Raw genomic sequence first — 23,100 nt, 5'->3', positions numbered from 1 at the left:
TAGTAAATTGATATGATAAATATAATGTAGCTATCACTGGTTATTGAGCCATTGAGCTACTTGCTTAGCAAAATAAGTTAACACGCCATCGGCGCCTGCTCGTTTGAAACAGAGTAGAGATTCCATGATAGTAGACTTTTCATCTAACCAACCGTTTTCGATTGCAGCCATTAACATTGCATATTCTCCTGATACTTGATAGGCAAATGTAGGTACTGCAAAAGTTTCTTTTACTCGACGAACGATATCTAAATAGGGCAATCCAGGTTTAACCATGACCATATCTGCGCCTTCGCTTAAATCTTGATAAATTTCTTGTAAGGCTTCATTGCTATTGGCTGGATCAAGTTGATAAGTTTTTTTATTGCCACCTTTGATATTATTAGCTGAACCAACGGCATCACGAAAAGGTCCATAAAAGCTAGATGCATATTTTGCCGAGTAAGCCATAATTTGGCTATTAACAAAATTATGTAATTCTAGTTCTTTACGTATTGCACCAATTCGGCCATCCATCATATCACTTGGTGCAATAATATCTGCACCAGCATCTGCTTGTATTAATGCTTGTTTTATTAACGCTTCGACAGATATATCATTGAGAACATAACCGTTGTCATCAATAATACCATCTTGACCGTGTGTCGTATAAGGATCGAGAGCGACATCGGTTAAAATTCCAAGTTCTGGTATTTCTTTTTTTAATGCTCGAATTGCTCTAGGAACTAAACCTTGTTCGTTATAAGCTTCTTCGGCTAATAGTGATTTTAGTGAGGTATCAATAGCCGGAAACAATGAAAGTACTGGTATACCTAATTTAGCAACTTGTTCAGCTTCTTTCATTAATATATCAATACTCATTCGTTTTACATTCGGCATTGATGGTACGGATTGACTGATATTGTTGCCTTCAACAATAAATACTGGGTAAATTAGATCATTAACCGTTAAATGATTTTCTGCTACTAGACGACGACTAAAATCTTGTGCACGGTTTCGACGTAAACGTTTTTGTGGATATTGACCAGTAAAGAAAGACGACATAAAACACCTATATATCTTTAATCAAACTATTTTATTATCTGATTGAAAAAGTAGATTAGCAAATTAATTTATCATATAGTAATTATACGATATTTTACTTTACAACCCATACCAATTAGGAGTAAAATTGCGCACTAATTTTAGTCCTTTGTGATATTAAACAAATTTGAGGTGAGAGGCACATGCCAGTAATTAAAGTACGTGAAAATGAACCTTTCGATGTAGCATTACGTCGTTTTAAACGTTCTTGCGAAAAAGCAGGAGTATTAGCTGAAGTTCGTAATCGTGAATTTTACGAAAAACCAACAACTATTCGTAAACGCGCAAAAGCAGCTGCTGTTAAACGCCATGCTAAGAAATTAGAAAGAGAAAACGCTCGTCGCACTCGTCTATATTAATTTTTATACTGAAAATTTAAATTGTTTTTAAAAAACAATTCATTTATATTCTAGATATAAACAATTTTAACAAGCCGTATTATTATTACGGCTTGTTGTCTTTTTATAATGCCATAATTGGTTGAATTTTATCATGAAAGGTCTTATTCCTCGCGATTTTATTTTAGATTTGCTTGCCCGCACAAGTATTCTTGATGTGATAGGTAAGCGCGTTAAAATGAAAAAAAAGGGAAATAATTATTTTGGTTGTTGTCCTTTTCATGATGAAAAAACCGCTTCTTTTTCATTAAATGAAAAAAAACAAATTTACTACTGCTTTGGCTGTGGTGCATCAGGTTCTGCTGTAAATTTTTTAATGCAGTATGAACGATTAACGTTTCCTGAAGCCATTGAAGAAATTGCTAGTATGCAAGGCATTCGTGTTCCTTACACGGAAAGTGATAGCAATCAAGCTGATCAATCAAAGCAAATTGAATCGCGTAATTTGCGTCGTGATCTCTACTCCTTGATGGCAAAAATCACCGATTTCTACCAACAGCAATTAGCATTATCGACGTCAAAAGATGCTCATATGTATCTTGATCAACGTGGTTTAAATCAAGAGATTATAACTAGATATAAAATAGGTTATGCGCCTAATGAATGGCGTTTAACTTCACAAAATGTGGTAAAAACTAAAGCTGAAACAAAATTATATAATCAAGCTGGCATGTTAGTTACCAATGATAGTGGTAATCAATATGATCGTTTCCGTGGTCGTATAATGTTTCCAATTCGCGATAGGCAAGGTAATGTCATTGCTTTTGGAGGTAGAACGATTGTTAATGATTCAGCCAAATATATTAATTCACCAGAAACGCCAATTTTTCATAAAGGTTTCCAATTGTATGGTCTTTATGAAGCGCAAGAGGTTAATCGAAATCCAGAACAACTGATTGTGGTTGAAGGATATATGGATGTCGTATCACTTGCTCAATACGGAGTTGATTATGCGGTTGCTGCATTAGGTACATCAACATCTGAAGAACATATCAAATTATTATTTAGAGCAACTGATTCTGTCATATTTTGTTATGATGGTGATAATGCAGGGCGAAGTGCAGCTTGGCGAGCACTTAATGTTTTACTACCTTGTTTGATTGATGGTAAAGAAATTACTTTTGCTTTTTTACCACAAGATGAAGATCCTGACAGTTTTGTGCGTAAAGTTGGTAAAGACGGTTTTGAAGATTATGTAAAAAATTCTCCTAATTTATCGGAATTTTTATTTGATGAATTATTAAAACAAGTTGACCTAAAAACTGCTGAAGGTAAAGCTAAATTGAGTTCGCTTGCCATACCTTTACTTGAGCAAGTTAAAGCAAAAGTATTCAGACTTAATTTACTTCAGAAATTAGGTCGTTACTTAGGTCTACTTGATATATCACAAATAGAACAACTTATTGCCGCTAATCAAAATAAAAGTGAAAATAAACCTATTGAGGCCGTGTCTGCACCGCAGATGAAATTAACGACCATGCGGATTTTGATTGGTTTATTACTGCAATATCCGAATATGGCTAAAATGGTTGCAGATATTAATGTTATGCGACAAGTTAATTTAGCTGGCATAGATATATTTATTGAGCTACTTGAATTATGCCAACAATACCCAAATATAACTACAGCACAGATATTAACAGAGTGTACTAGTCGACCATTTTATAAACAGTTAAGTCGTTTAGCTACATGGGAGTACCATTACCAAGATGATGAAATAGATTCAATTTTTTCTCATACTTTAAAAGAGTTATATGATAATATACTCGCCCAAAGGCAAGATGAACTGATCGCAAAAGAGAGAGTCTCCGGATTAAGTACCGCAGAGAAAAAAGAATTAGCGACATTAATACTTGTTTTATCAAAAAAAGACTAAATATACAGGGTATATGTAGAAAATTATTTCTTATTCTGCATATATAATATACATGACCGAATAACTAAATGTGGATACCTTTATGGAGCAAAATTCTCAATCACAGTTAAAACTCCTGATCATCCGAGGAAAGGAGCTAGGATACCTGACCTATGCTGATGTCAATGATCACTTGCCTGAAGAAATCATTGACTCAGATCAGATTGAAGATATTATCCAAATGATCAATGATATGGGCATTCAAGTACTTGAAGAAGCCCCAGATTCAGATGAATTATTACTTTCAGATAATGTTCCGGATGAAGAGGCCGTTGAGGCAGCTACAGCACTAGTTTTATCTAATGTAGAATCAGAAATAGGCAGAACGACAGATCCTGTCCGTATGTATATGCGTGAAATGGGTGCAGTAGAATTATTAACTCGTGAAGGTGAAATTGATATCGCAAAACGTATTGAAGATGGGATTAATCAAGTTCAAACCTCAGTATCTGAATACCCAGAAGCGATTACTTATCTTTTAGAACAATACAATTTAGTGGAAAGTGGTGAGGTTCGTTTATCTGATCTTATCACTGGTTTTGTTGATCCTAATGCTGAAGAAGCATCTGAAGAGCTTCCAGAAGAGTTAGACGAGAGTGAAGCTGAAATCGATATCGATGATAACGATGACGAAAGTGAAGAAGATGGCGATTCCTCAGCTGATGATGATGTTTCAATTGATCCAGAAGTGGCAAGAGCCAAATTTTCTGAACTTAAAGAACAGCATGATAAAACCTCAGCAGCAATAAAAAAATATGGACGTGCTCATAAAAAAGCACAACAAGAAATTGAAAATTTATCTGAAGTTTTCAAACAATTCAGATTAGTAGGTAAACAATTTGATATTCTTGTTAATAATATGAGAAGCATGATGGATCGCGTAAGAGCACATGAACGTGTAATTATGAAGATCTGTGTTGAACAGTGTAAAATGCCGAAAAAACAATTTATGACGCATTTTAGTGGCAATGAAAATAACATGAATTGGTATAAAAAAGCCGTCACAGGTAAAGGCGCTTTTGCTGCTAATTTAATGGAATTTGAAGCGCCAATTGAGGCTGAAATTATCTGTTTACAACAGATAGAAACAGAAACGAATCTTTCTATTGAGCAAATTAAAGACATTAATAGACGAATGTCTATCGGTGAAGCAAAAGCCCGACGAGCTAAGAAAGAGATGGTAGAAGCCAATTTACGTTTGGTAATTTCAATAGCGAAAAAATATACTAACCGAGGTTTACAGTTCTTAGATCTTATTCAAGAAGGTAACATTGGCTTGATGAAGGCTGTTGACAAGTTTGAATATCGCCGAGGATATAAATTCTCTACATATGCCACTTGGTGGATTAGACAAGCGATTACACGTTCAATTGCTGACCAAGCAAGAACAATACGTATACCTGTACATATGATTGAAACAATCAATAAGTTAAATCGAATTTCACGTCAGATGTTACAAGAAATTGGTCGTGAACCAACACCAGAAGAGTTATCTGAACGCATGCAAATGCCGGAAGAGAAAATTCGTAAAGTATTGAAAATTGCTAAAGAGCCTATTTCAATGGAAACACCAGTTGGTGATGATGAAGATTCACATTTAGGTGATTTTATTGAGGATACAGCACTAGAGCAACCATTAGAAGCCGCTACATCTGAAAGTCTGCGTAGTGCAACACGTGATATTTTGTCTGGCTTAACACCACGTGAAGCTAAAGTGTTACGCATGCGATTCGGTATTGATATGAATACCGACCATACTCTTGAAGAGGTTGGTAAACAATTTGATGTAACACGTGAACGTATTCGTCAGATTGAGGCTAAAGCATTACGTAAATTACGTCACCCAAGCCGATCTGATGTACTACGAAGCTTCCTAGAGTAAAAGTATAACTTTAGATATATCGCCACTTTTGTGGCGATTTTTTTAACTAATCAAACTAATATCATGAATATACTTCAACGTTTTAAAATTGATTCATTCTTGCTGATTTTGATTTGTGTTGTGATGACGGCAAGTATTTTCCCATGTGAAGGACAAGCTAAGGTTGTTTTTGAAGCTCTCACAACTTTTGCTATTGGTCTATTATTTTTTATGCATGGAGCAAAACTGTCATTTGATGCGATAGTTATTGGTATAAAAAATTGGCGATTACATTTATTGATATTTGTTATTACTTTCGTGGTGTTCCCTATTTTAGGGATGATGATGCAATTGCTTGTACCAACTTTTTTATCTGAAGATCTTTATCTAGGCTTTGTTTACCTTTGTGTTTTACCTGCTACTGTCCAGTCGGCAATTGCTTTTACATCAATAGCAAAAGGTAATGTGGCTGCAGCAATTTGTAGCGCATCGGCATCGACATTATTAGGTGTATTTATTACTCCTGTCTTAGTCGGTCTATTAATGCATACTCAAGCCGCTGCTTCGATGAATATTTTAGATGCCATTGAATCTATTATGCTTAAACTGATGTTACCTTTTGTAGTTGGTCATTTATCTAGACGTTTTATTGGCAAATGGGTGGATAAATATAAAAGTGTTATTTCAAAAACTGACCGTATATCAATATTATTAGTTGTTTATGTTGCTTTTAGTGATGCGGTAGTTAATGGTATTTGGGCAAAAGTTAGTTTTTTATCTCTTTTAGAAATTATTTTTTATTCGATAATTTTGTTAACCATCGTGTTATTAATTACTACTTATAGCTCGCGATTGTTGGGTTTTAGCAAAGAAGATGAAATCACAATTGTATTTTGTGGCTCTAAAAAAAGTCTTGCAAGTGGTATTCCTATGGCTAGTGTGATTTTCCCTATGTCTATAACTGGAATAATGATTTTGCCGTTAATGATTTTTCATCAAGTTCAATTAATGATCTGTGCTGTTCTAGCATCCCATTATGCGAAACGAAAAATGTAAAAATTGTTTTGCTCATTGCGGTATTCTCAAGGATAATAGAGCCGCTATTAACAACAGAAAGATATATTATGTTTCATCTATTTGCTGATTTAGACTTTTCAACCATTATATTACTAGTTTTAGCACTATTTTTTGTTCTTTTTTACGAGGCAATTAATGGCTTTCATGATACCGCAAATGCAGTTGCGACAGTAATATATACTAGAGCATTAAAAGAACAGCTTGCTGTTTTTATGGCTGGTATGTTTAACTTTTTTGGGGTATTGCTTGGTGGACTTAGTGTTGCTTATGCAATTGTTCATCTTTTACCTACTGATTTATTATTAAATGTAAGTTCTGCACATGGCCTGGCAATGGTATTTTCGATTTTATTTGCCGCCATTATATGGAACTTAGGTACATGGTACGTAGGTATACCAGCGTCAAGCTCTCATACTTTAATTGGTGCAATTATTGGTGTTGCATTGGCTAATGCATTTATTATGGATACTTCTATTATTGATGCACTTAATATTCCTAAAATGATTCAAATCTTTTTATCATTAATAATTTCACCTGTTGTTGGTCTTGTTATAGCCGGATTAATGATTTTTTTACTGCGGAAATACTGGACTCGTAAAGGTCAAAGTAAAAAACGTAGTAAAAAAAGAGAGCGTATTTTTATGACGCCCGAACAACGCGAAAAACTCTATGGTAAGAAAAAACCACCATTTTGGATTCGCATAATGTTGATCATTTCTGCTGCTGGAGTAAGTTTTTCTCATGGCGCTAATGACGGGCAAAAAGGTATTGGTTTATTAATGCTAGTATTAATGGGAATTGCGCCTGCTGGATTTATTGTAAATATGGGAGCATCAACCTATGAAATTACTAATACTAGGAATGCCATTCATAATATTGAAGAATATTTTATTACTCATAATGATGAACTTAATACTGTAATAGGAAAACAGTCTGCTGTAGATACTTCAATCCCTGTAAATGATTTAAATCAATATCATTGTGATTACTCTCGTTCGTTTACTACATTAGGGATTGCTAATAATTTGTTTAATAAAATGAATGATTATGGTTCTCTTAATGTAGATCAACGCTCCCAGGCTAGACGTATTTTATTATGTTTATCCGATACGGTATCTCATGTTGCTAAACAACCAAATGTACCTACAGAAGATAAGCAATACTTAAAATCGCTAAATAATGATTTATTAAAAACTGTAGAGTACGCACCAGTTTGGATTATCATCGGCGTAGCTTCAGCGCTTGCTGTAGGTACTATGATAGGTTGGCGACGGGTTGCAGTAACCATTGGTGAAAAAATCGGTAAAAAAGGGATGACTTATGCTCAAGGTGTCTCTGCACAAATTACAACCGCGTTATCAATCGGTATAGCAAGCTATACTGGAATGCCTGTATCAACAACTCAAGTTCTTTCCTCATCGGTTGCTGGTACGATGATTGTTGATGGTGGTGGGGTACAAAGTAAAACAATTAAAAATATTGCATTAACTTGGATTCTTACATTGCCAATTTCAATTTTGTTATCTGGGTCACTATTTTGGCTTGCTCAAAAATTAATTTAGTAGTAAAAAGGAAATATAAATTCTAATTTAATTAGAGCATCAAAAATAGGAAGGAGTGAATATTATGGCTTATAAACATATTTTAGTCGCAGTGGATTTATCACCTGAAAGTGAAGTTCTTGTTGAAAAAGCAGTTTCTATGGCTAGACCATATAATGCTCAAATATCACTAATTCATGTCGGTATTAATTATTCTGATCTTTATACTGGTTTAGTTGATATTAATATGAATGATATGAAAGATCGTATCACTGAAGATGCTCATATTGCATTGAATAAACTTGCTGATGATGCTGGTTATCCAATTGCACACACTCTTTCTGGCAATGGTGAATTTGGCCAAGTATTAATTGAAGCTATCCATGAATATGGTGCAGATCTGGTTGTTTGTGGTCATCACCAAGATTTCTGGAGCAAATTAATGTCTTCTGCTCGTCAACTAATTAATAATACCCATATTGATACGTTGATTGTTCCTTTAAAAGATGAAGAGCTTTCCGAAGAACCAGCTAAATGAAATATTCGATGTCAACCCGCTATATAGCGGGTTTTTTTGTATTTAATGCAGAATAATCTATTATTTATTTCAATGTTATAAAGGTAAAATCAGACAATTATCATGAGTAAAGGGGATTGAATATGAATATCGCTTTAGTTACTGGAGCTTCTTCTGGTTTTGGTCAAGCTATTTGTCGAAAACTTATTGCTGACGGTTATAAAGTCATTGGTGCTGCTAGAAGAGGTGATAAATTACAGAAACTTGCTGATCAGTTAGGGGATAATTTTTTACCTTTAACGTTTGATGTCACCAAAAAAGATGCAGTCGAAACCATCTTGTTACAACTACCGAAAGAATTTCAACCGATTGATATATTAATCAATAATGCTGGATTGGCACTGGGATTAGAACCTGCATATGAAGCTGACTACAATGATTGGCAAACCATGATTCAAACTAATATTATTGGCTTAGTTCACCTAACTCATCAAATTTTACCGAGTATGGTTGAACGCAATTATGGTTACATAATAAATCTTGGATCAGTGGCGGGAACTTATGCTTATAAAGGTGGTAATGTTTATGGTGCCTCAAAAGCATTTGTTAAGCAATTTAGTGCTAATTTACGGACAGATTTATTAGGTAAAAGAATCAGAGTAACAAATATTGAACCAGGATTATGTGGTGGTACAGAATTTTCAAATGTACGATTCCATGGTAATGACGAACAAGCCGCGACAGTTTATAAAGATGTTGATTATGTTACTCCTGAGGATATTGCTAATACGGTGTCATGGTTAGTGAATACACCAAATCATTTTAATGTGAATTCAATTGAAATTATGCCAGTTGCCCAAGCTTCGGCAGGGTTATCTGTTTGTAAACAAGTTTAACATTAAACCAAATTGGCATTGATATATATCAATGTGTTAAATAAAAAATAATAAAAAAATAGAATTGAAAATCAAAATAGACTTGCACTTATGTTAATGGATTGCTATCCTTTTCGCTTGTGATTTTGATTGAGGTTTTAGCAATGACATTTTCTGACGTAACAAAAACATTTGCGACAAGCTTACCTGGTACCGACTCGTATGTAAAACTACGTAAGGCTATGAGGACTTTAATCCAAGATGATCCAAAAAATGCATCAGTTTATTTTTTGATCTTTGGATTTGCGCGTACTTATGTCATGTTATATGAAGATCAGGAAGTTTCGCCACAATTTGCTGAAGACAATCAGAAGTTAATGTTATCGTATCTCAATATACTTGATGAAGCATTAAAAAAACAGGATGCAGAAAGTATCTACCAAGCCTTAAATAAGGTAGTGAACGAATACGAAAACAGCAAAAAAGTTTTTTAATTTTTACAGCCTGACATGAAAATGTCAGGCTGTTTTGTTTAGGGATTTTTTTAGGAAAAATAATGAAAACTATGATGATGATTTCAGGTATTATTGGCACCACCGGCACTATTATTAATTATAGGGCGGGTTGATTTTTCCTTAAAAATATCGAAAACCCGCCAAAAAAGGCGGGTTTTTTGTTTTATAAAATAAAAAATATTTAAAAACATTAATAACAGAAAAAAAGAATTCAAAATATTGATTTTATAAGTGATTCTAAAAAATTGCATTTTGAATTGTCATTGGCATAAATTAGAAAAATAAGTAAGGTGTGATATGAAAGTTTTAAAATTTGGAGGAACATCTGTTGCTAACGCAGAACGCTTTTTGCGTGTAGCAGAGATTATTGAGAATAATGCTAAACAAGAACAAACAGCAACAGTTTTATCTGCACCAGCTAAAATTACCAATCATTTAGTCGCAATGGTTGAAAAAACTGTAGCACGACAAGATATACAAACAAATATTTATGATGCAGAAAAAATCTTTGCGGATCTCTTAGCAGGAATATCACAAGCACTGCCTAATTTTGCCTATGAAGAGATGAAAAAATTTGCACTCAATGAGTTAAATAATGTCAAACAATTGTTAGAAGGTATTCGGTTATTAGGTCAATGTCCTGACAGTATTAATGCTACTATCATTTGCAGAGGTGAAAAACTTTCAATTGCAATCATGCAAGAGGTGCTAAAAGCAAAAGGTCATGCAGTGACCGTAATTAATCCGGTAGCAATGTTAATTGCCGAAGGTGATTATTTAGAATCAACGGTTGATATTGTTGAATCTTCCCATCGCATCAGCGAGATGCATATTCCACCAGAAAATATTATTTTGATGCCAGGTTTTACCGCCGGAAATGAAAAAGGTGAATTAGTTGTTCTTGGCCGTAATGGATCTGATTATTCGGCATCAGTTTTAGCTGCATGTTTACGTGCAAATAGCTGTGAAATTTGGACCGATGTGGATGGGGTTTATACCTGTGATCCTCGAATTGTTCCAGATGCCAAATTATTAAAAACCATGTCTTATCAAGAGGCAATGGAGTTATCTTACTTTGGTGCTAAAGTGCTTCATCCAAGAACAATTTTGCCAATCGCCCAATTCCAAATTCCATGCTTAATTAAAAATACCAATAATCCAGATGCTCCAGGCACTTTAATTGGCGCTAATGTGATTGACAGTTCAACCCCCGTCAAAGGTATTACTAACTTAAATAATATGGCGATGATTAATGTATCAGGGCCAGGGCTAAAAGGTATGGTAGGTATGTCTGCTCGAGTATTTTCTGCTATGACTTATGCAGGGATTTCGGTGGTACTGATTACCCAATCATCATCTGAATATAGTATTAGTTTTTGTGTTCCTCAAACCGAACTATATCGTGCTGAAGAGGCATTAAGTGATGAATTTTATTTAGAATTAAAAGATGGTTTACTTGAACCTATAGAAGTGATTGACAAATTGGCAATTATTTCTGTTGTTGGTGATGGTATGCGAACGTTACGTGGTTTATCAGCTAACTTCTTTACTGCATTAGCTCGAGCCAATATTAACATCGTAGCAATTGCACAAGGTTCATCAGAGCGTTCAATTTCGGTTGTGGTTGATAATGATGTTGCTGTAATGGGAGTACGTGTAACGCACCAAATGCTTTTTGGTACAGACAAAATGTTAGATGTGTTTGTTATTGGTGTTGGTGGTGTTGGTGGTGCATTGGTCGATCAAATTGGTCGTCAACAAAAATGGCTTAAAAATAAACAGATCGATTTACGGGTTTGTGGTTTATTCAATTCCAAACATTCTGTACTTAATCGTGATGGTATTGATTTAGCTAATTGGCGTGATCAAATAAAACAAAGTGATACAGATTATACTCTAAATAGTATTATTGATTTTGCTAAAAACAATCGATTACTTAATCCAATTTTAGTTGATTGTACTTCAAGTAGTGATGTATCAGATAAATATGTTGATTTCCTTGCCAATGGCTTCCATGTGGTCACACCAAATAAGAAAGCCAATACAAGTTCAATGGCTTATTATCTTCGTCTACGTCAAGAAGCGGCCAATAGTAAACGTAAGTTTCAATATGATACCAATGTTGGTGCTGGTTTACCTGTAATAGAAAATTTACAAAATCTGCTCAATGCTGGTGATGAACTGATCAAGTTTTCCGGCATATTATCTGGATCGTTATCTTTTATTTTTGGCAAATTAGATGAAGGTATGTCTTTATCAGAAGCGACTAAATTGGCGAAAGAAAAGGGCTTTACCGAACCAGATCCTCGTGATGACTTATCAGGGACAGATGTAGCCAGAAAATTGTTGATTTTAGCCAGAGAATCAGGATTACAACTGGAATTAGATCAAATTAAAGTTGAATCAGTTCTGCCTGCGGAATATTCTCAAGGTAATATCGATGAGTTTATGTCAAAATTACCACAACTAGATGCTGAATTTAAAGAAAAATCAGAAAAAGCAGCCAAAGAAGGAAAAGTATTACGGTATGTAGGTAGTATTGATGGTGGTCAATGTTGCGTCAAAATTGAAGCTGTAGATACAGATGATCCACTTTATAAAGTTAAAAATGGTGAAAATGCTTTAGCATTTTATACTAGGTATTATCAACCAATTCCATTAGTATTACGTGGTTATGGCGCTGGTAATGACGTGACAGCGGCAGGTGTTTTTGCTGATATTCTACGAACCACATCGGGAAAAATTGGAGGCTAAATGAGTCATAAATCATTAACTGTTTATGCTCCTGCATCAATGGCAAACATTAGTGTTGGTTTTGATATTTTGGGGGCGGCAATCAATCCAATTAGTGGTGCAATGTTAGGTGACTGTATTACTATTGAGTCTGCAACTGAGTTTAACCTTACTTGCAAAGGTCAGTTTGTCAAAAAACTGCCAAAAGACCCAAAATTCAATATTGTTTATCAATGTTGGCAGCGTTTCTGTAAGGCTATGGATAAAACATTGCCTGTTAGTATAACTCTTGAAAAAAATATGCCAATTGGTTCTGGTTTAGGATCAAGTGCTTGCTCAGTAGTTGGTGCTTTTGTTGCATTAAATAAGTTTTTTAATGAACCATTTAATGAGTTTGAAATGCTTTCGATGATGGGAGAGCTAGAAGGGCGTATATCTGGTAGTGTCCATTATGATAATGTCGCTCCTTGTTATTTAGGTGGTATGCAACTTATTCTTGATGAAATGGGTGTTATCAGTGAGTCGATACCTCACTTTGAAAATTGGTATTGGGTAATGGCCTATCCTGGTATTAAAGTCTCTACAGCAGAAGCCAGAGCTATTCTGCCTGCTCAATACCAAAAAGCTGATTGTGTCGCTCATGGTCGCTATGTCGGTGGTTTTTTGCATGCTTGTTATACTAAACAACCTAAACTTGCTGCGGCAATGTTAATTGATAATATTGCTGAACCTTATCGTAAACAATTACTACCTAATTTTGATGAAACTCAAAAGAAAGTAAAACAACTTGGTGCATTAGCTTCAGGGATATCAGGATCTGGACCGACGATGTTTGTTGTGGCGGATAATCTTGAAACGGCACAGCAGATAGAGTCATTATTAAAAAGCTCTTATCTACAAAATGAAGATGGTTTTACCCATATTTGTAAAATAGATCCACAAGGTGCAAGAGTGATTTAAGTTAATTGTTATTAAATTGAACAATAAAATTAAATCAAAAAGAAAACAATTAAAGTATAAAATAGTTGGAACAAATTATGAAATTGTATAACTTAAAAGATCATTCTGAACAAGTTAGTTTTGCTCAGGCCGTACAACAAGGATTAGGTAAAGGGCAAGGATTATTTTTCCCAGAGCAATTACCAAAATTTTCAGATGCAGAAATAGAGTCATTGCTAACTATGGATTTTGTTACTAGAAGTGCCAAAATATTATCGGCTTTTATTGGTAATGAAATTAGTGATAACGATATGCATCGATTAGTACAAAATGCCTTCCAATTTCCAGCTCCAGTCAAATCAGTAGAAGATGATATCGGTTCACTTGAACTCTATCATGGTCCAACATTAGCATTTAAAGATTTTGGTGGCCGCTTTATGGCACAAGCATTAGTTCAAGTTGCTGCGGATAAAAAAATCACAATCTTGACGGCAACCTCTGGGGACACTGGTGCAGCTGTTGCCCATGCATTTTATCACTTACCGAATATTCGCGTAGTGATTTTATATCCAGAAGGTAAAATTAGCCCGTTACAAGAAAAACTATTTTGTACTTTAGGTGATAATATTCACACCATTGCTATTCAAAGTGATTTTGATGCCTGCCAAGCATTAGTTAAAAAGGCGTTTGATGATGAAGAGTTAAAAACTGCTATTGGTTTAAACTCAGCAAACTCTATTAATATAAGTCGGCTTCTAGCGCAAATTTGTTATTATTTTGAAGCTTATGCTCAATTGACAGCAAAACAACGAGAACAATTAGTTATTTCTGTGCCAAGCGGTAACTTTGGTGATTTAACTGCCGGATTGCTGGCTAAAACTATGGGATTGCCAATTAAACGTTTTATTGCTGCAACTAATGCCAACGACACTGTTCCTCGTTATTTAGAAACAGGTAAGTGGGAACCTCATAAAACTGTAGCTACATTATCTAATGCTATGGATGTAAGTCAGCCTAATAATTGGCCAAGAATTGAGGAAATTTATCAACGAGAAGGTTGGGTATTAAAATCATTAGGTCATGCAGCTGTTTCTGATAAGGTTTCTGTACAAACCGTTCAACAATTGGATAAAAAGGGTTATTTATCTGAGCCTCATGGAGCTATTGCTTATCGAGCTTTACGCGATCAATTGCAAGAAGGGGAGTATGGTTTATTTTTAGGAACAGCTCATCCAGCCAAGTTTAAAGAAGTGGTAGAGGATATTCTTGGTCGATCCATTCCATTACCACCTGCATTAGCTGAAAGGGCTGAAATGCCGTTGCTGTCTCATTATATGCCAGATGATTTTGCAAAATTACGCGATTTTTTAATCTCATTAACATGGTAAATCAATTTTCCGTCACTAAATAAGTGGCGGAAATCTAACATTCATTTGAGTATACTGCAGTTAGAAATAGTATGCAGTAACTTATATTACTTAGCTTAAATCTTGTTTAAAATAATAATTTCAGCTATTGTAATGTAGGTTAAACGTTTTCAGGATATATTTATGCACTGTCCGTTTTGTAATGCTGATGATACAAAGGTTATTGATTCTCGATTAGTTGGTGAAGGTTTTCAAGTTCGTCGTCGTCGACAATGTGTGGAATGTAATGAACGTTTCACAACCTTTGAAGTGGCTGAATTAATTATGCCTAATGTTATTAAAAGTAATAAGGTTCGAGAACCTTTTAATGAAGAAAAACTTCGTAATGGTATAAAACGAGCTCTTGAAAAACGTCCGGTTAGTTTTGATGCAATTGAAGATGCTATTACGCGTATTAAATCAAAACTTAGAGCTACTGGCGAACGTGAAGTGCAGGCAAAATTAATTGGTGATTTTGTAATTGAAGAGCTTAGAAATCTTGATAAAGTTGCTTACATACGCTTTGCTTCTGTTTATTTCAGTTTTGATGATATTGAACAATTCAGTAATGAAATTGCCAAATTGCAACAAAAATAATCTTAATTTAAAAGATAGCTATGGATAAAGATCTATATTATATGCAGCAAGCTATTGAACTTGCTAAACTTGGTCGATTTACCACTACACCTAATCCTAATGTTGGTTGTGTTATTGTTAAAAATAATCAGATCATTGGCAAAGGTTATCATCAAAAAGCCGGGCAACCTCATGCCGAAGTTTATGCATTAAGAATGGCTGGTGACCAAGCAAAAGGGGCAACGGCTTATGTAACATTAGAACCTTGCAGTCATTTTGGCCGAACTCCACCTTGTGCTGACGCTCTTATTCAAGCTGGCATAAAGCGGGTAATTATTGCTATGCAAGATCCTAATCCTAACGTTGCTGGTAATGGCATTAAACGATTAAAAGATGCTGGAATTGAAGTTCAAGTTGGCGTTTTAACCGAACAAGCCGAAGCGATTAATAAAGGTTTTTTAAAACGTATGCGAACAGGTCTGCCATACGTTCAACTTAAAATGGCGGCTTCATTGGATGGTAAAATTGCTATGGCCTCCGGTGAAAGTAAATGGATTACATCTGCATTAGCAAGACAAGATGTTCAACAATATAGAGCACAAGCTAGTTGTATATTAAGCACAAGGAAAACAGTTCAGGCTGATAATGCCAGTTTAACTGTTAGATTTAGTGAATTGCCTGATTCAATTAAAAAAATTTATCCTTTCGATGAAGTTCGCCAACCAGTACGAGTGATAATCGATAGTCAAAATCAAATGATGGGTAATGAAAATATTTTCGATCAATCTGGTGAAATTTGGATTGTTCGCAAGCAAAATCTGCCAATATTATCTTCAAATAGTAAACTTATCATTGAATCATCAAATAATCATCAAGTTGATTTATCAAAGTTATTATCCATATTAGCTAAGCAACAAATGAATTCTGTATGGGTTGAAGCTGGATCTCATTTAGCCGGTGCACTAATTGAACAAGATCTGGTTGATGAATTAATCATATATTATGCTCCTAAATTGCTAGGGCATAATGCCAAAGACTTATGTGTTTTACCTAATCTTACAAAATTATCTTTAGCGCCCCAATTTCAATTTGAATCGGTGGTTACTGTGGGTGATGATTTAAGGATTATCTTAAAAAGAAAATAAACTTCAATCTTGGCGATAGTTGAATTATCTAGTTTGAATAAGATCAAACGGAAAATAGAAAAGCGATTTAATTGATATGTATGATAAAACAAAATTTAGTATGCTCAATATTGATGATTTTTTTAGTTCAGATCAATATCAGACTATTGAAGATTTCAGTTATGCTGATGTCCAAGGAATACTAAAAGGTGGTTATCAAATTGAATTTTTTTATATTTTAGATCATGTTGAAGTATTATCAATTCAAGAAGTTATGGATAACACTTTTTTAATTGATAAAGCTAATCAAATTTTAAGTTACCTTGGTTTTGATTTTAAGATTGGTCACCCGTTTGAATTAACTGATGAATTTAATCATAATTATAAATTTAAAGACGGTCTCTATAAAGATCATATACTTTATTATTATGATTTTGAAGGCATGTTAATTGTTTTAGGTATTACTTGGGAAGGCATTTTAATCTCATTTGAAATGGTTAATAATAAAACAATTATCAATAATCGTTTGGAAAGTTTTAATACCTAATATTCTGTGTAGTTTAAAAACTAACTCTGTTTACTGATTTAATTGTTCCATCGTTTATAAGATGAAGATAAAAATCCCATGAGTTTACAATATCATTTCTTCTCATGGGATGATAATATTAATTTCCTTGAAGGATTGTTAATAGTTCTTCTGGTTTTTTAACGGATTGAATTCGCTTTATTGTATCTTCAGCAATAACTGCTCTTGTTAATTGACGCAAAATATCTAAGTGTTCATTACTTTTTGCCGCTATACCAATAACAACATAGGCAATATTATTATCTTCATCCCAATTTATACCATCAGGGTAATAGATAACTTTTAATCCTGTTTGTATAACACTATCACGTTTATCGGTAGTTCCATGAGGAATTGCTATACCATTACCCAGAAAAGTTGATATTTGCAGATCACGATCGAACATCGATTGAGTATAATCGGGCTTTACTAATCCCGCTTTTATCATATTTTCTGATACCGCTTTTATTGCATCTTGTTTAGTATAAACGCCATTTATAATAGATATATCTTCAATTTTTAATTGTATATTGCTCATTTATTTACCTTAAAAATTCATATATATTCAAAAGATCAATTTATTAGCCATATTTAATAATTGACTTTTTATTTTTCAACAGTCGATTTTCGTTTTTCACGTATACGACATAAACCTAATAAAATCGCTCCGACTAATGCACCTATAAAAATACAACCAACCCACATGAAAGGTTTATTGACTAAAGGTAGGACTAAAAATCCTCCATGAGGTGCAGGAACTTGGATTTGACTAATAAAAGTTAATACTGAGGCAATAGCTGATGAAAACATCATAATTGGAATAACGTGTAATGGATCTTTGGCAGCAAATGGAATAGCGCCTTCGGTTATATGAGTTGAACCAAGTATATAATTTACAATGCCAGCAGCACGTTCTTCTTCAGTAAATGCTTTACTTCGGAAAATAGTAGTTGCAAAGGCAATAACAAAAGGAGGTACAATACATGCAGCGGAAACACCAGCCATAAAATAGTAATTACCTTCTCCTAACAGCATTGTACCTGTTACATAAGCAGCTTTATTGATAGGGCCACCGAAGTCGAAAGAGCACATTGCACCAATAACAATTCCTAATAAAATAGGATTAGCAGATTGCAATGAGGCTAACCATTCTTTCATACCATTATTAACAACAGCAATCGGTCCACCAAGTAAAAACATGCCTGCACCAATCACAAACACCCCTATTAATGGCATTATGAAAATTGATTTAAGTCCTTCAAATGCACGAGGAAGGCCATCTAAAAGTCTTTTAACAATCAGCATTAAATAACCAGCAGCGAATCCAGCAATAATACCACCTAAAAAACCTGCACCAGTTATATTAGCAATTAAACCACCGACAAAACCAGCTACCATACCTGGTCGCCCACTTATTGAATAAGCTAAAAAACCTGTAAAAATAGGGACCATAATACCGAAAGCTTGGCCACCAATTTTCATTAGTAATGCAGCAAACTCATTATATTCAGGATTGCTTTGATCTGCGGAATAAATACCCCATAGAAATGACAATGCAATTAATACTCCTCCAGCAACAACGAATGGTAACATATTTGAAACACCACTCATAAGATGCTTATATATTTGTCGACCAACAGATTCTTTTAATTCATTTTGATTTGGTAGTTCTGATGAGTGACTGTTGTTTTTTAATTTTTTGCGAATAGGTACTGTTCCTGAGTTTATTTTTTCAATAAGCATAGTCGCTTTATGAATACCATCTTTTACAGGTACTTCAATAACCGGTAATCCATTAAAACGATCAGGATTAACATCTTTATCAGCCGCAATAATCACACCAATTGCATCAGCAATATCTGCATCAGTTATTAGGTTTTCTACACCACTTGCGCCATTGGTTTCTACTTTAATTTCAACCCCAGCTTTTTGAGCTGCTGATTTCAATGCTTCTTCTGCCATATAGGTATGTGCTATACCAGTAGGACACCCTGTTACTGCTAGTATTTTTTTCATAACAATTTTCCATTTAATTTTATTTTATTTGAGTCACTTCAAGTTGTTTGATATAGGTACTAACTTTGTTTAATAATCCTAAACCATTTGATTCGGCAACATTGGCACCAGTTGCTGATGCCTTTTTCATGGCTAGTTCATAATTGTTTTGAGCAGGAAGCCATTCGCTAAGAAATGCAGCTAGCGATGCATCTCCTGCACAAGCAGAACTTAATTGTTTTATGGATACTGAATTACAGAACCAAATATTTTTCCCGTTTGAAAAGTAAAGTCCTTTTGAACCCATAGTTAGTAAAATATTTTGTGCTCCTTGCTGATGAACATTTTCTAATGCTGCAATTATTTGCTCTGTTGTATCAGTTGTAAAACCAAAAATATCTTTTAACTCTTCATTATTAGGTTTGATAAGTAAAGGTTTATAAATTAATAAATCTTTTAATTTAGTATGACTAATATCTAAAATTATTTTGATATTTTTGCTTATGCAAATTTTTAAAATTAATTCCAAATAATCAGGTTCAATGTTATTTGGCAAACTACCACTTATAACTAAATAACTGTTATTGTTGAGTGACTCAATAATAGTTAGCATTTCAGCTTTTTTGTTATCAGGAATAAAAGGTCCTTTAGAGACCAATTTATATTCATTTTGTTCATCATTAATAAAAACATTAATTCTGGTAATATCATCGATCAAACAAGGGATAGTTTGAATTTGCATCTTAGTTAGTTCATCAATAATATATTTTCCCGAAAAACCACCAAAAAAGCCTAATGCACAAGTAGGCTTATCAAATTTATTTAATACAATTGAAACATTAACTGCTTTACCGTTAGGGCTATATTCTGTATCTAGTGTTCTATTTACTGAATTGGGTTTTAGCCCTTGGCAATGAATATTCATATCAATTGCAGTATTAAGTGTTAAAGTGTAAATCATATGATTTCCTTTATAACTTACCTGCACAGCCACAAGTTGTAATGATTTTTTTGACAATCTCTTTCATTGCTGCTTTAGCTGGTTTCATATAGTGTCGAGGATCATTAGCATCTGGATTTTCAATAAAATATTGTTTTAGGGCATCAGAAAAAGCAATTTTTAATTCAGTTGCAACATTTACTTTACAAATACCACGTTTGATACATTCACGAACATCTTTATCTGGAACACCTGAAGCGCCATGTAAAACTAATGGTATATCTACTACTGAACGAATTTCGGATAAGCGGTCAAAATCAAGTTTTGGTTCTGATTTATACATTCCATGTGCTGTACCTATCGCAATAGCCAGAGAGTCTATATTTGTTTTCTTAACAAATTCTATAGCTTGTTGTGGATTTGTATATAATGCATCTTTAGCATCGACAACCAAATCATCTTCAACACCACCAAGGCGGCCAAGTTCTGCTTCAACACTTACGTCATATCTGTGAGCATAATCAACAACACGTTTTACGAGGGCAATATTTTCATCGAAAGGAAAGTGTGAACCGTCAATCATTACTGATCTAACACCAGCATTAATTTTGTTAGTTATATCATTGAATTCTTCATGGTGATCTAAGTGTACTGCTAATGGAACATTATGTTTTCTTGATAATTCATTGGCAATAGCAATGATATTTTCAGTTCCTGCATAGCTATATGTTCCTGGTGTACCAGCCAAAATGACAGGAGATTGACATTCTGCCACGGTTTCAACAATTACTTGCATTGTCTCTAAATTATGAATATTAAAGGCGGGAATAGCATACTGCTCTTTTTGGGCTTTTTTTAACATATTATGACTTGAGATAATACTCATTTTACTGCTCCTTAACTGTAGTGAACCTCATAACCTTAAGTTACTTTCAAATTGGAATTATTTTTTATCAATTATGATTGCAAAATGAAAGTTATACTAGTGTAAATTTTGTGAGATGGATCACAAATACTAACTTTTGTCGCTGAATAAGAAATGTAATTGAGTATTTTTTTTGTCAAAAATTTTTTCCTAACCTAGAATAAGAAATAACGGATCATATATATGAAAATTATATAGTTACAGTTTGAAATAGTTATGGTTCGTTACTAAATATTTATATGACCTGTTTTATGTGTCTTGTACAAAGTATTTACCATTAACATAGGAAGTGAAAATTGGCTAAAGCATCTTCAGCGCTATTGAAACGTCGATTAGATATCGCAAAAATTGTACGCCAAAATGGTGAAGTAAAAGTTGATGAGTTGTCTGATCAGTTAAAGGTTTCTCATGTTACTATCCGACAAGATTTAACTTACCTTGAGCAACAAGGATATTTAAAACGTTCATTTGGCGGCGCTATTTATATTTCTCCAGAAGGGCAAGTGCATAATTCTGCTACAATTAATTCAAGTCAATCCAAAGGCAATTCTGATATTGATTTAGCAAAAGCTTGTTTAAGCTATATTAATGATGGTGATACTATTTTTTTAGGACATGGTTTTTTAACTCGGAAACTAATCCCTTTTTTGCATAAAAAAAAATCGTTACGTATTATCATGAATGACCTAAGAAATGCACAATTAGTACGTGAATTTTCTGATGCAGAAGTCATTTTAATTGGTGGCGTTTTATGTGAAGGAAATATTATTAAAAACTGTAATGACCTAATCAGTATTCGCAATAACTACGCCATTTCCCATTTCATTATCGAATTGGCAGCAATTGATGAAAATAATGATCTAATTATTGAAAATAGTGAACAAAAAGAAACATATCAACAAATCTTAAAAAACTCTAAACATACTATTGGTCTTTTATTAGAAAGATCTTTGCTTACGGATAATCATAGTATTGGTAAATTAAAACATATAGATGTCACAATTTTATCTAAAGCAGCGGTGACTGAATATCATCACCAATTGTTAAATTCTAATTTTAAACAAATTGCAATTAATAAATATTGTATGACTTATCATAATCTATTGGGGACATAACTAAGATGGAATTTAAAATTTGTACTGTAGGTGAATTGCTGGTTGAATTTTTGGCAAAGGAAAGTAATCAACGCTTTGATCAAACAGGTGAATTTATTGGTCCTTATCCAAGTGGTGCTCCAGCAATATTTGCCGATCAAGTCGCTAAATTAGGTTTTCCTGTCATTTTTTTTAGCTGTGTGGGAAAAGATAGCTTTGGAAAAATGTGTATTAATCGGCTTAAAAAAGATGGTGTGATTATTGACGGTATAACTTCACATAGTATGGCTAATACTGGTAGTGCGTTTGTTAGTTATCAAGACCATAGTGATAGAGATTTCATTTTTAATATTCCCAATAGTGCATGTGGTTTATTATCTTTTAATCATATTGATGAAAAATTGTTAAAAGATTGTACTCATTTGCATGTTATGGGCTCTTCGCTTTACTCTTTTCGAGCCATTGATGCCATGAGAAAAGCATTAGATATCATTAAAAATAAAGGAGGAACAATTTCGTTTGATCCTAATTTACGTAAAGAGATGTTTAACATTCAAGAAATGGAGCAATCTTTTGGTTATATTATGGAGTATACCGATATTTTCTTACCTAGCGAAAATGAGGTTTGTTATTTTGCTCAAAATAATGATGAGAGTGAACAACAAACTATGTCAACTTTATTAAACAATGGTATTAAGCATATTGTTGTAAAAGGAGGTGCTAAAGGTGCCAATTATTATGGTTTAGATGAACAAAAAAGCTTAAAAATGATTCATGTTGATGGTTTTAATGTCAATCCAGTCGACCCAACAGGAGCTGGTGATTGTTTTGGTGCAACATTTGTCAGTTTATTATTAGCCGGATATCCTGTTGAAACTGCATTGCAATTTGCTAATGTGAGTGGTGCATTGGCTGTATCAAAACAAGGGCCGATGGAAGGAACATCTTCACTTGTCGAAATCAAACAGTTTTTATCACAACATACAACTGTTTAACGAGGTAATGAAAACTTAATTTTCCT

The 23,100-nt window shown here is 33.9% G+C and carries 21 protein-coding genes; 16 read left to right on the top strand and 5 right to left on the bottom strand.

Annotated elements, in window-relative coordinates; genetic code table 11:
• Positions 1-33: 33 nt before the first annotated feature.
• Entirely contained in the window at positions 34-1,044 is a 1,011-nt protein-coding gene (hemB, locus tag H3U96_RS04650; RefSeq protein WP_086360232.1) for a porphobilinogen synthase, read from the bottom strand.
• A gap of 182 nt (positions 1,045-1,226) precedes the next feature.
• Between hemB and rpsU the strand changes: the two genes are divergently transcribed.
• From rpsU to H3U96_RS04580, 14 genes are all read left to right on the top strand, one after another.
• Complete coding sequence (gene rpsU / locus H3U96_RS04645; RefSeq protein ID WP_034882800.1) at positions 1,227-1,442, top strand: 30S ribosomal protein S21; 216 nt, start codon at positions 1,227-1,229, stop codon at positions 1,440-1,442.
• Between the two features lie 133 nt (positions 1,443-1,575).
• Positions 1,576-3,357: a DNA primase gene (dnaG, locus tag H3U96_RS04640; RefSeq protein WP_086360231.1), complete on the top strand. Its 1,782-nt coding sequence runs from the start codon at positions 1,576-1,578 to the stop codon at positions 3,355-3,357.
• An 82-nt stretch (positions 3,358-3,439) separates the two neighbouring features.
• Complete coding sequence (gene rpoD / locus H3U96_RS04635; protein ID WP_086360230.1) at positions 3,440-5,278, top strand: RNA polymerase sigma factor RpoD; 1,839 nt, start codon at positions 3,440-3,442, stop codon at positions 5,276-5,278.
• Positions 5,279-5,341: 63 nt separating this feature from the next.
• Positions 5,342-6,313: a bile acid:sodium symporter family protein gene (locus H3U96_RS04630; RefSeq protein WP_065614407.1), complete on the top strand. Its 972-nt coding sequence runs from the start codon at positions 5,342-5,344 to the stop codon at positions 6,311-6,313.
• A 68-nt stretch (positions 6,314-6,381) separates the two neighbouring features.
• Positions 6,382-7,896, top strand: a complete 1,515-nt coding sequence (gene pitA, locus H3U96_RS04625) for an inorganic phosphate transporter PitA (RefSeq protein ID WP_198195759.1) — start codon at positions 6,382-6,384, stop codon at positions 7,894-7,896.
• 64 nt (positions 7,897-7,960) lie between these two features.
• The gene (gene uspA / locus H3U96_RS04620) at positions 7,961-8,413 is read left to right on the top strand and encodes a universal stress protein UspA (RefSeq protein WP_086360228.1); all 453 of its coding nucleotides are present in this window, start codon (positions 7,961-7,963) and stop codon (positions 8,411-8,413) included.
• Between the two features lie 122 nt (positions 8,414-8,535).
• A complete protein-coding gene (locus H3U96_RS04615; RefSeq protein WP_198195756.1) occupies positions 8,536-9,288 on the top strand; it encodes an SDR family oxidoreductase in 753 nt (250 codons plus the stop codon).
• A 143-nt stretch (positions 9,289-9,431) separates the two neighbouring features.
• The gene (locus H3U96_RS04610) at positions 9,432-9,761 is read left to right on the top strand and encodes a hypothetical protein (protein ID WP_034901131.1); all 330 of its coding nucleotides are present in this window, start codon (positions 9,432-9,434) and stop codon (positions 9,759-9,761) included.
• A gap of 318 nt (positions 9,762-10,079) precedes the next feature.
• Positions 10,080-12,536, top strand: coding sequence for a bifunctional aspartate kinase/homoserine dehydrogenase I (gene thrA, locus H3U96_RS04605; RefSeq protein WP_086360226.1), 2,457 nt, complete (start codon positions 10,080-10,082; stop codon positions 12,534-12,536).
• A complete protein-coding gene (gene thrB / locus H3U96_RS04600; protein ID WP_065578144.1) occupies positions 12,537-13,475 on the top strand; it encodes a homoserine kinase in 939 nt (312 codons plus the stop codon).
• Between the two features lie 77 nt (positions 13,476-13,552).
• Positions 13,553-14,842: a threonine synthase gene (gene thrC, locus H3U96_RS04595; protein ID WP_198195754.1), complete on the top strand. Its 1,290-nt coding sequence runs from the start codon at positions 13,553-13,555 to the stop codon at positions 14,840-14,842.
• A 162-nt stretch (positions 14,843-15,004) separates the two neighbouring features.
• On the top strand, positions 15,005-15,457 hold the full coding sequence (nrdR, locus tag H3U96_RS04590; protein WP_034901142.1) for a transcriptional regulator NrdR: 453 nt from the start codon (positions 15,005-15,007) through the stop codon (positions 15,455-15,457).
• 20 nt (positions 15,458-15,477) lie between these two features.
• Complete coding sequence (ribD, locus tag H3U96_RS04585) at positions 15,478-16,581, top strand: bifunctional diaminohydroxyphosphoribosylaminopyrimidine deaminase/5-amino-6-(5-phosphoribosylamino)uracil reductase RibD (protein ID WP_198195751.1); 1,104 nt, start codon at positions 15,478-15,480, stop codon at positions 16,579-16,581.
• 76 nt (positions 16,582-16,657) lie between these two features.
• Positions 16,658-17,107, top strand: a complete 450-nt coding sequence (locus H3U96_RS04580) for a hypothetical protein (protein ID WP_198195749.1) — start codon at positions 16,658-16,660, stop codon at positions 17,105-17,107.
• A 118-nt stretch (positions 17,108-17,225) separates the two neighbouring features.
• Here the strand turns inward: H3U96_RS04580 and H3U96_RS04575 are convergent, their stop codons facing one another.
• The 4 genes from H3U96_RS04575 to H3U96_RS04560 form a co-directional block, all read right to left on the bottom strand.
• The gene (locus tag H3U96_RS04575; protein ID WP_065651614.1) at positions 17,226-17,663 is read right to left on the bottom strand and encodes a PTS sugar transporter subunit IIA; all 438 of its coding nucleotides are present in this window, start codon (positions 17,661-17,663) and stop codon (positions 17,226-17,228) included.
• A gap of 68 nt (positions 17,664-17,731) precedes the next feature.
• Positions 17,732-19,141: a PTS fructose transporter subunit IIC gene (locus H3U96_RS04570; RefSeq protein ID WP_198195747.1), complete on the bottom strand. Its 1,410-nt coding sequence runs from the start codon at positions 19,139-19,141 to the stop codon at positions 17,732-17,734.
• 19 nt (positions 19,142-19,160) lie between these two features.
• Positions 19,161-20,081, bottom strand: coding sequence for a 1-phosphofructokinase family hexose kinase (locus tag H3U96_RS04565; protein WP_065651613.1), 921 nt, complete (start codon positions 20,079-20,081; stop codon positions 19,161-19,163).
• Positions 20,082-20,091: 10 nt separating this feature from the next.
• A complete protein-coding gene (locus tag H3U96_RS04560) occupies positions 20,092-20,946 on the bottom strand; it encodes a tagatose bisphosphate family class II aldolase (protein WP_034901151.1) in 855 nt (284 codons plus the stop codon).
• Positions 20,947-21,281: 335 nt separating this feature from the next.
• Here H3U96_RS04560 and H3U96_RS04555 point away from each other — a divergent pair, with 335 nt between their 5' ends.
• Together H3U96_RS04555 and H3U96_RS04550 are read left to right on the top strand one after the other, a co-directional pair.
• The gene (locus tag H3U96_RS04555) at positions 21,282-22,100 is read left to right on the top strand and encodes a DeoR/GlpR family DNA-binding transcription regulator (RefSeq protein WP_065578138.1); all 819 of its coding nucleotides are present in this window, start codon (positions 21,282-21,284) and stop codon (positions 22,098-22,100) included.
• 5 nt (positions 22,101-22,105) lie between these two features.
• Positions 22,106-23,074 carry a sugar kinase gene (locus tag H3U96_RS04550; protein ID WP_034901154.1) on the top strand — a complete coding sequence of 323 codons (969 nt, stop codon included), beginning with the start codon at positions 22,106-22,108 and terminating at the stop codon, positions 23,072-23,074.
• Positions 23,075-23,100: the final 26 nt, after the last annotated feature.

The sequence above is a fragment of the Gilliamella sp. M0364 genome (assembly GCF_016100565.1).
GTDB lineage: Bacteria > Pseudomonadota > Gammaproteobacteria > Enterobacterales > Orbaceae > Gilliamella > Gilliamella apis.
Note: the sequence above shows the minus strand (reverse complement) of the source record. Positions and strands in the feature narration are given on the sequence as shown.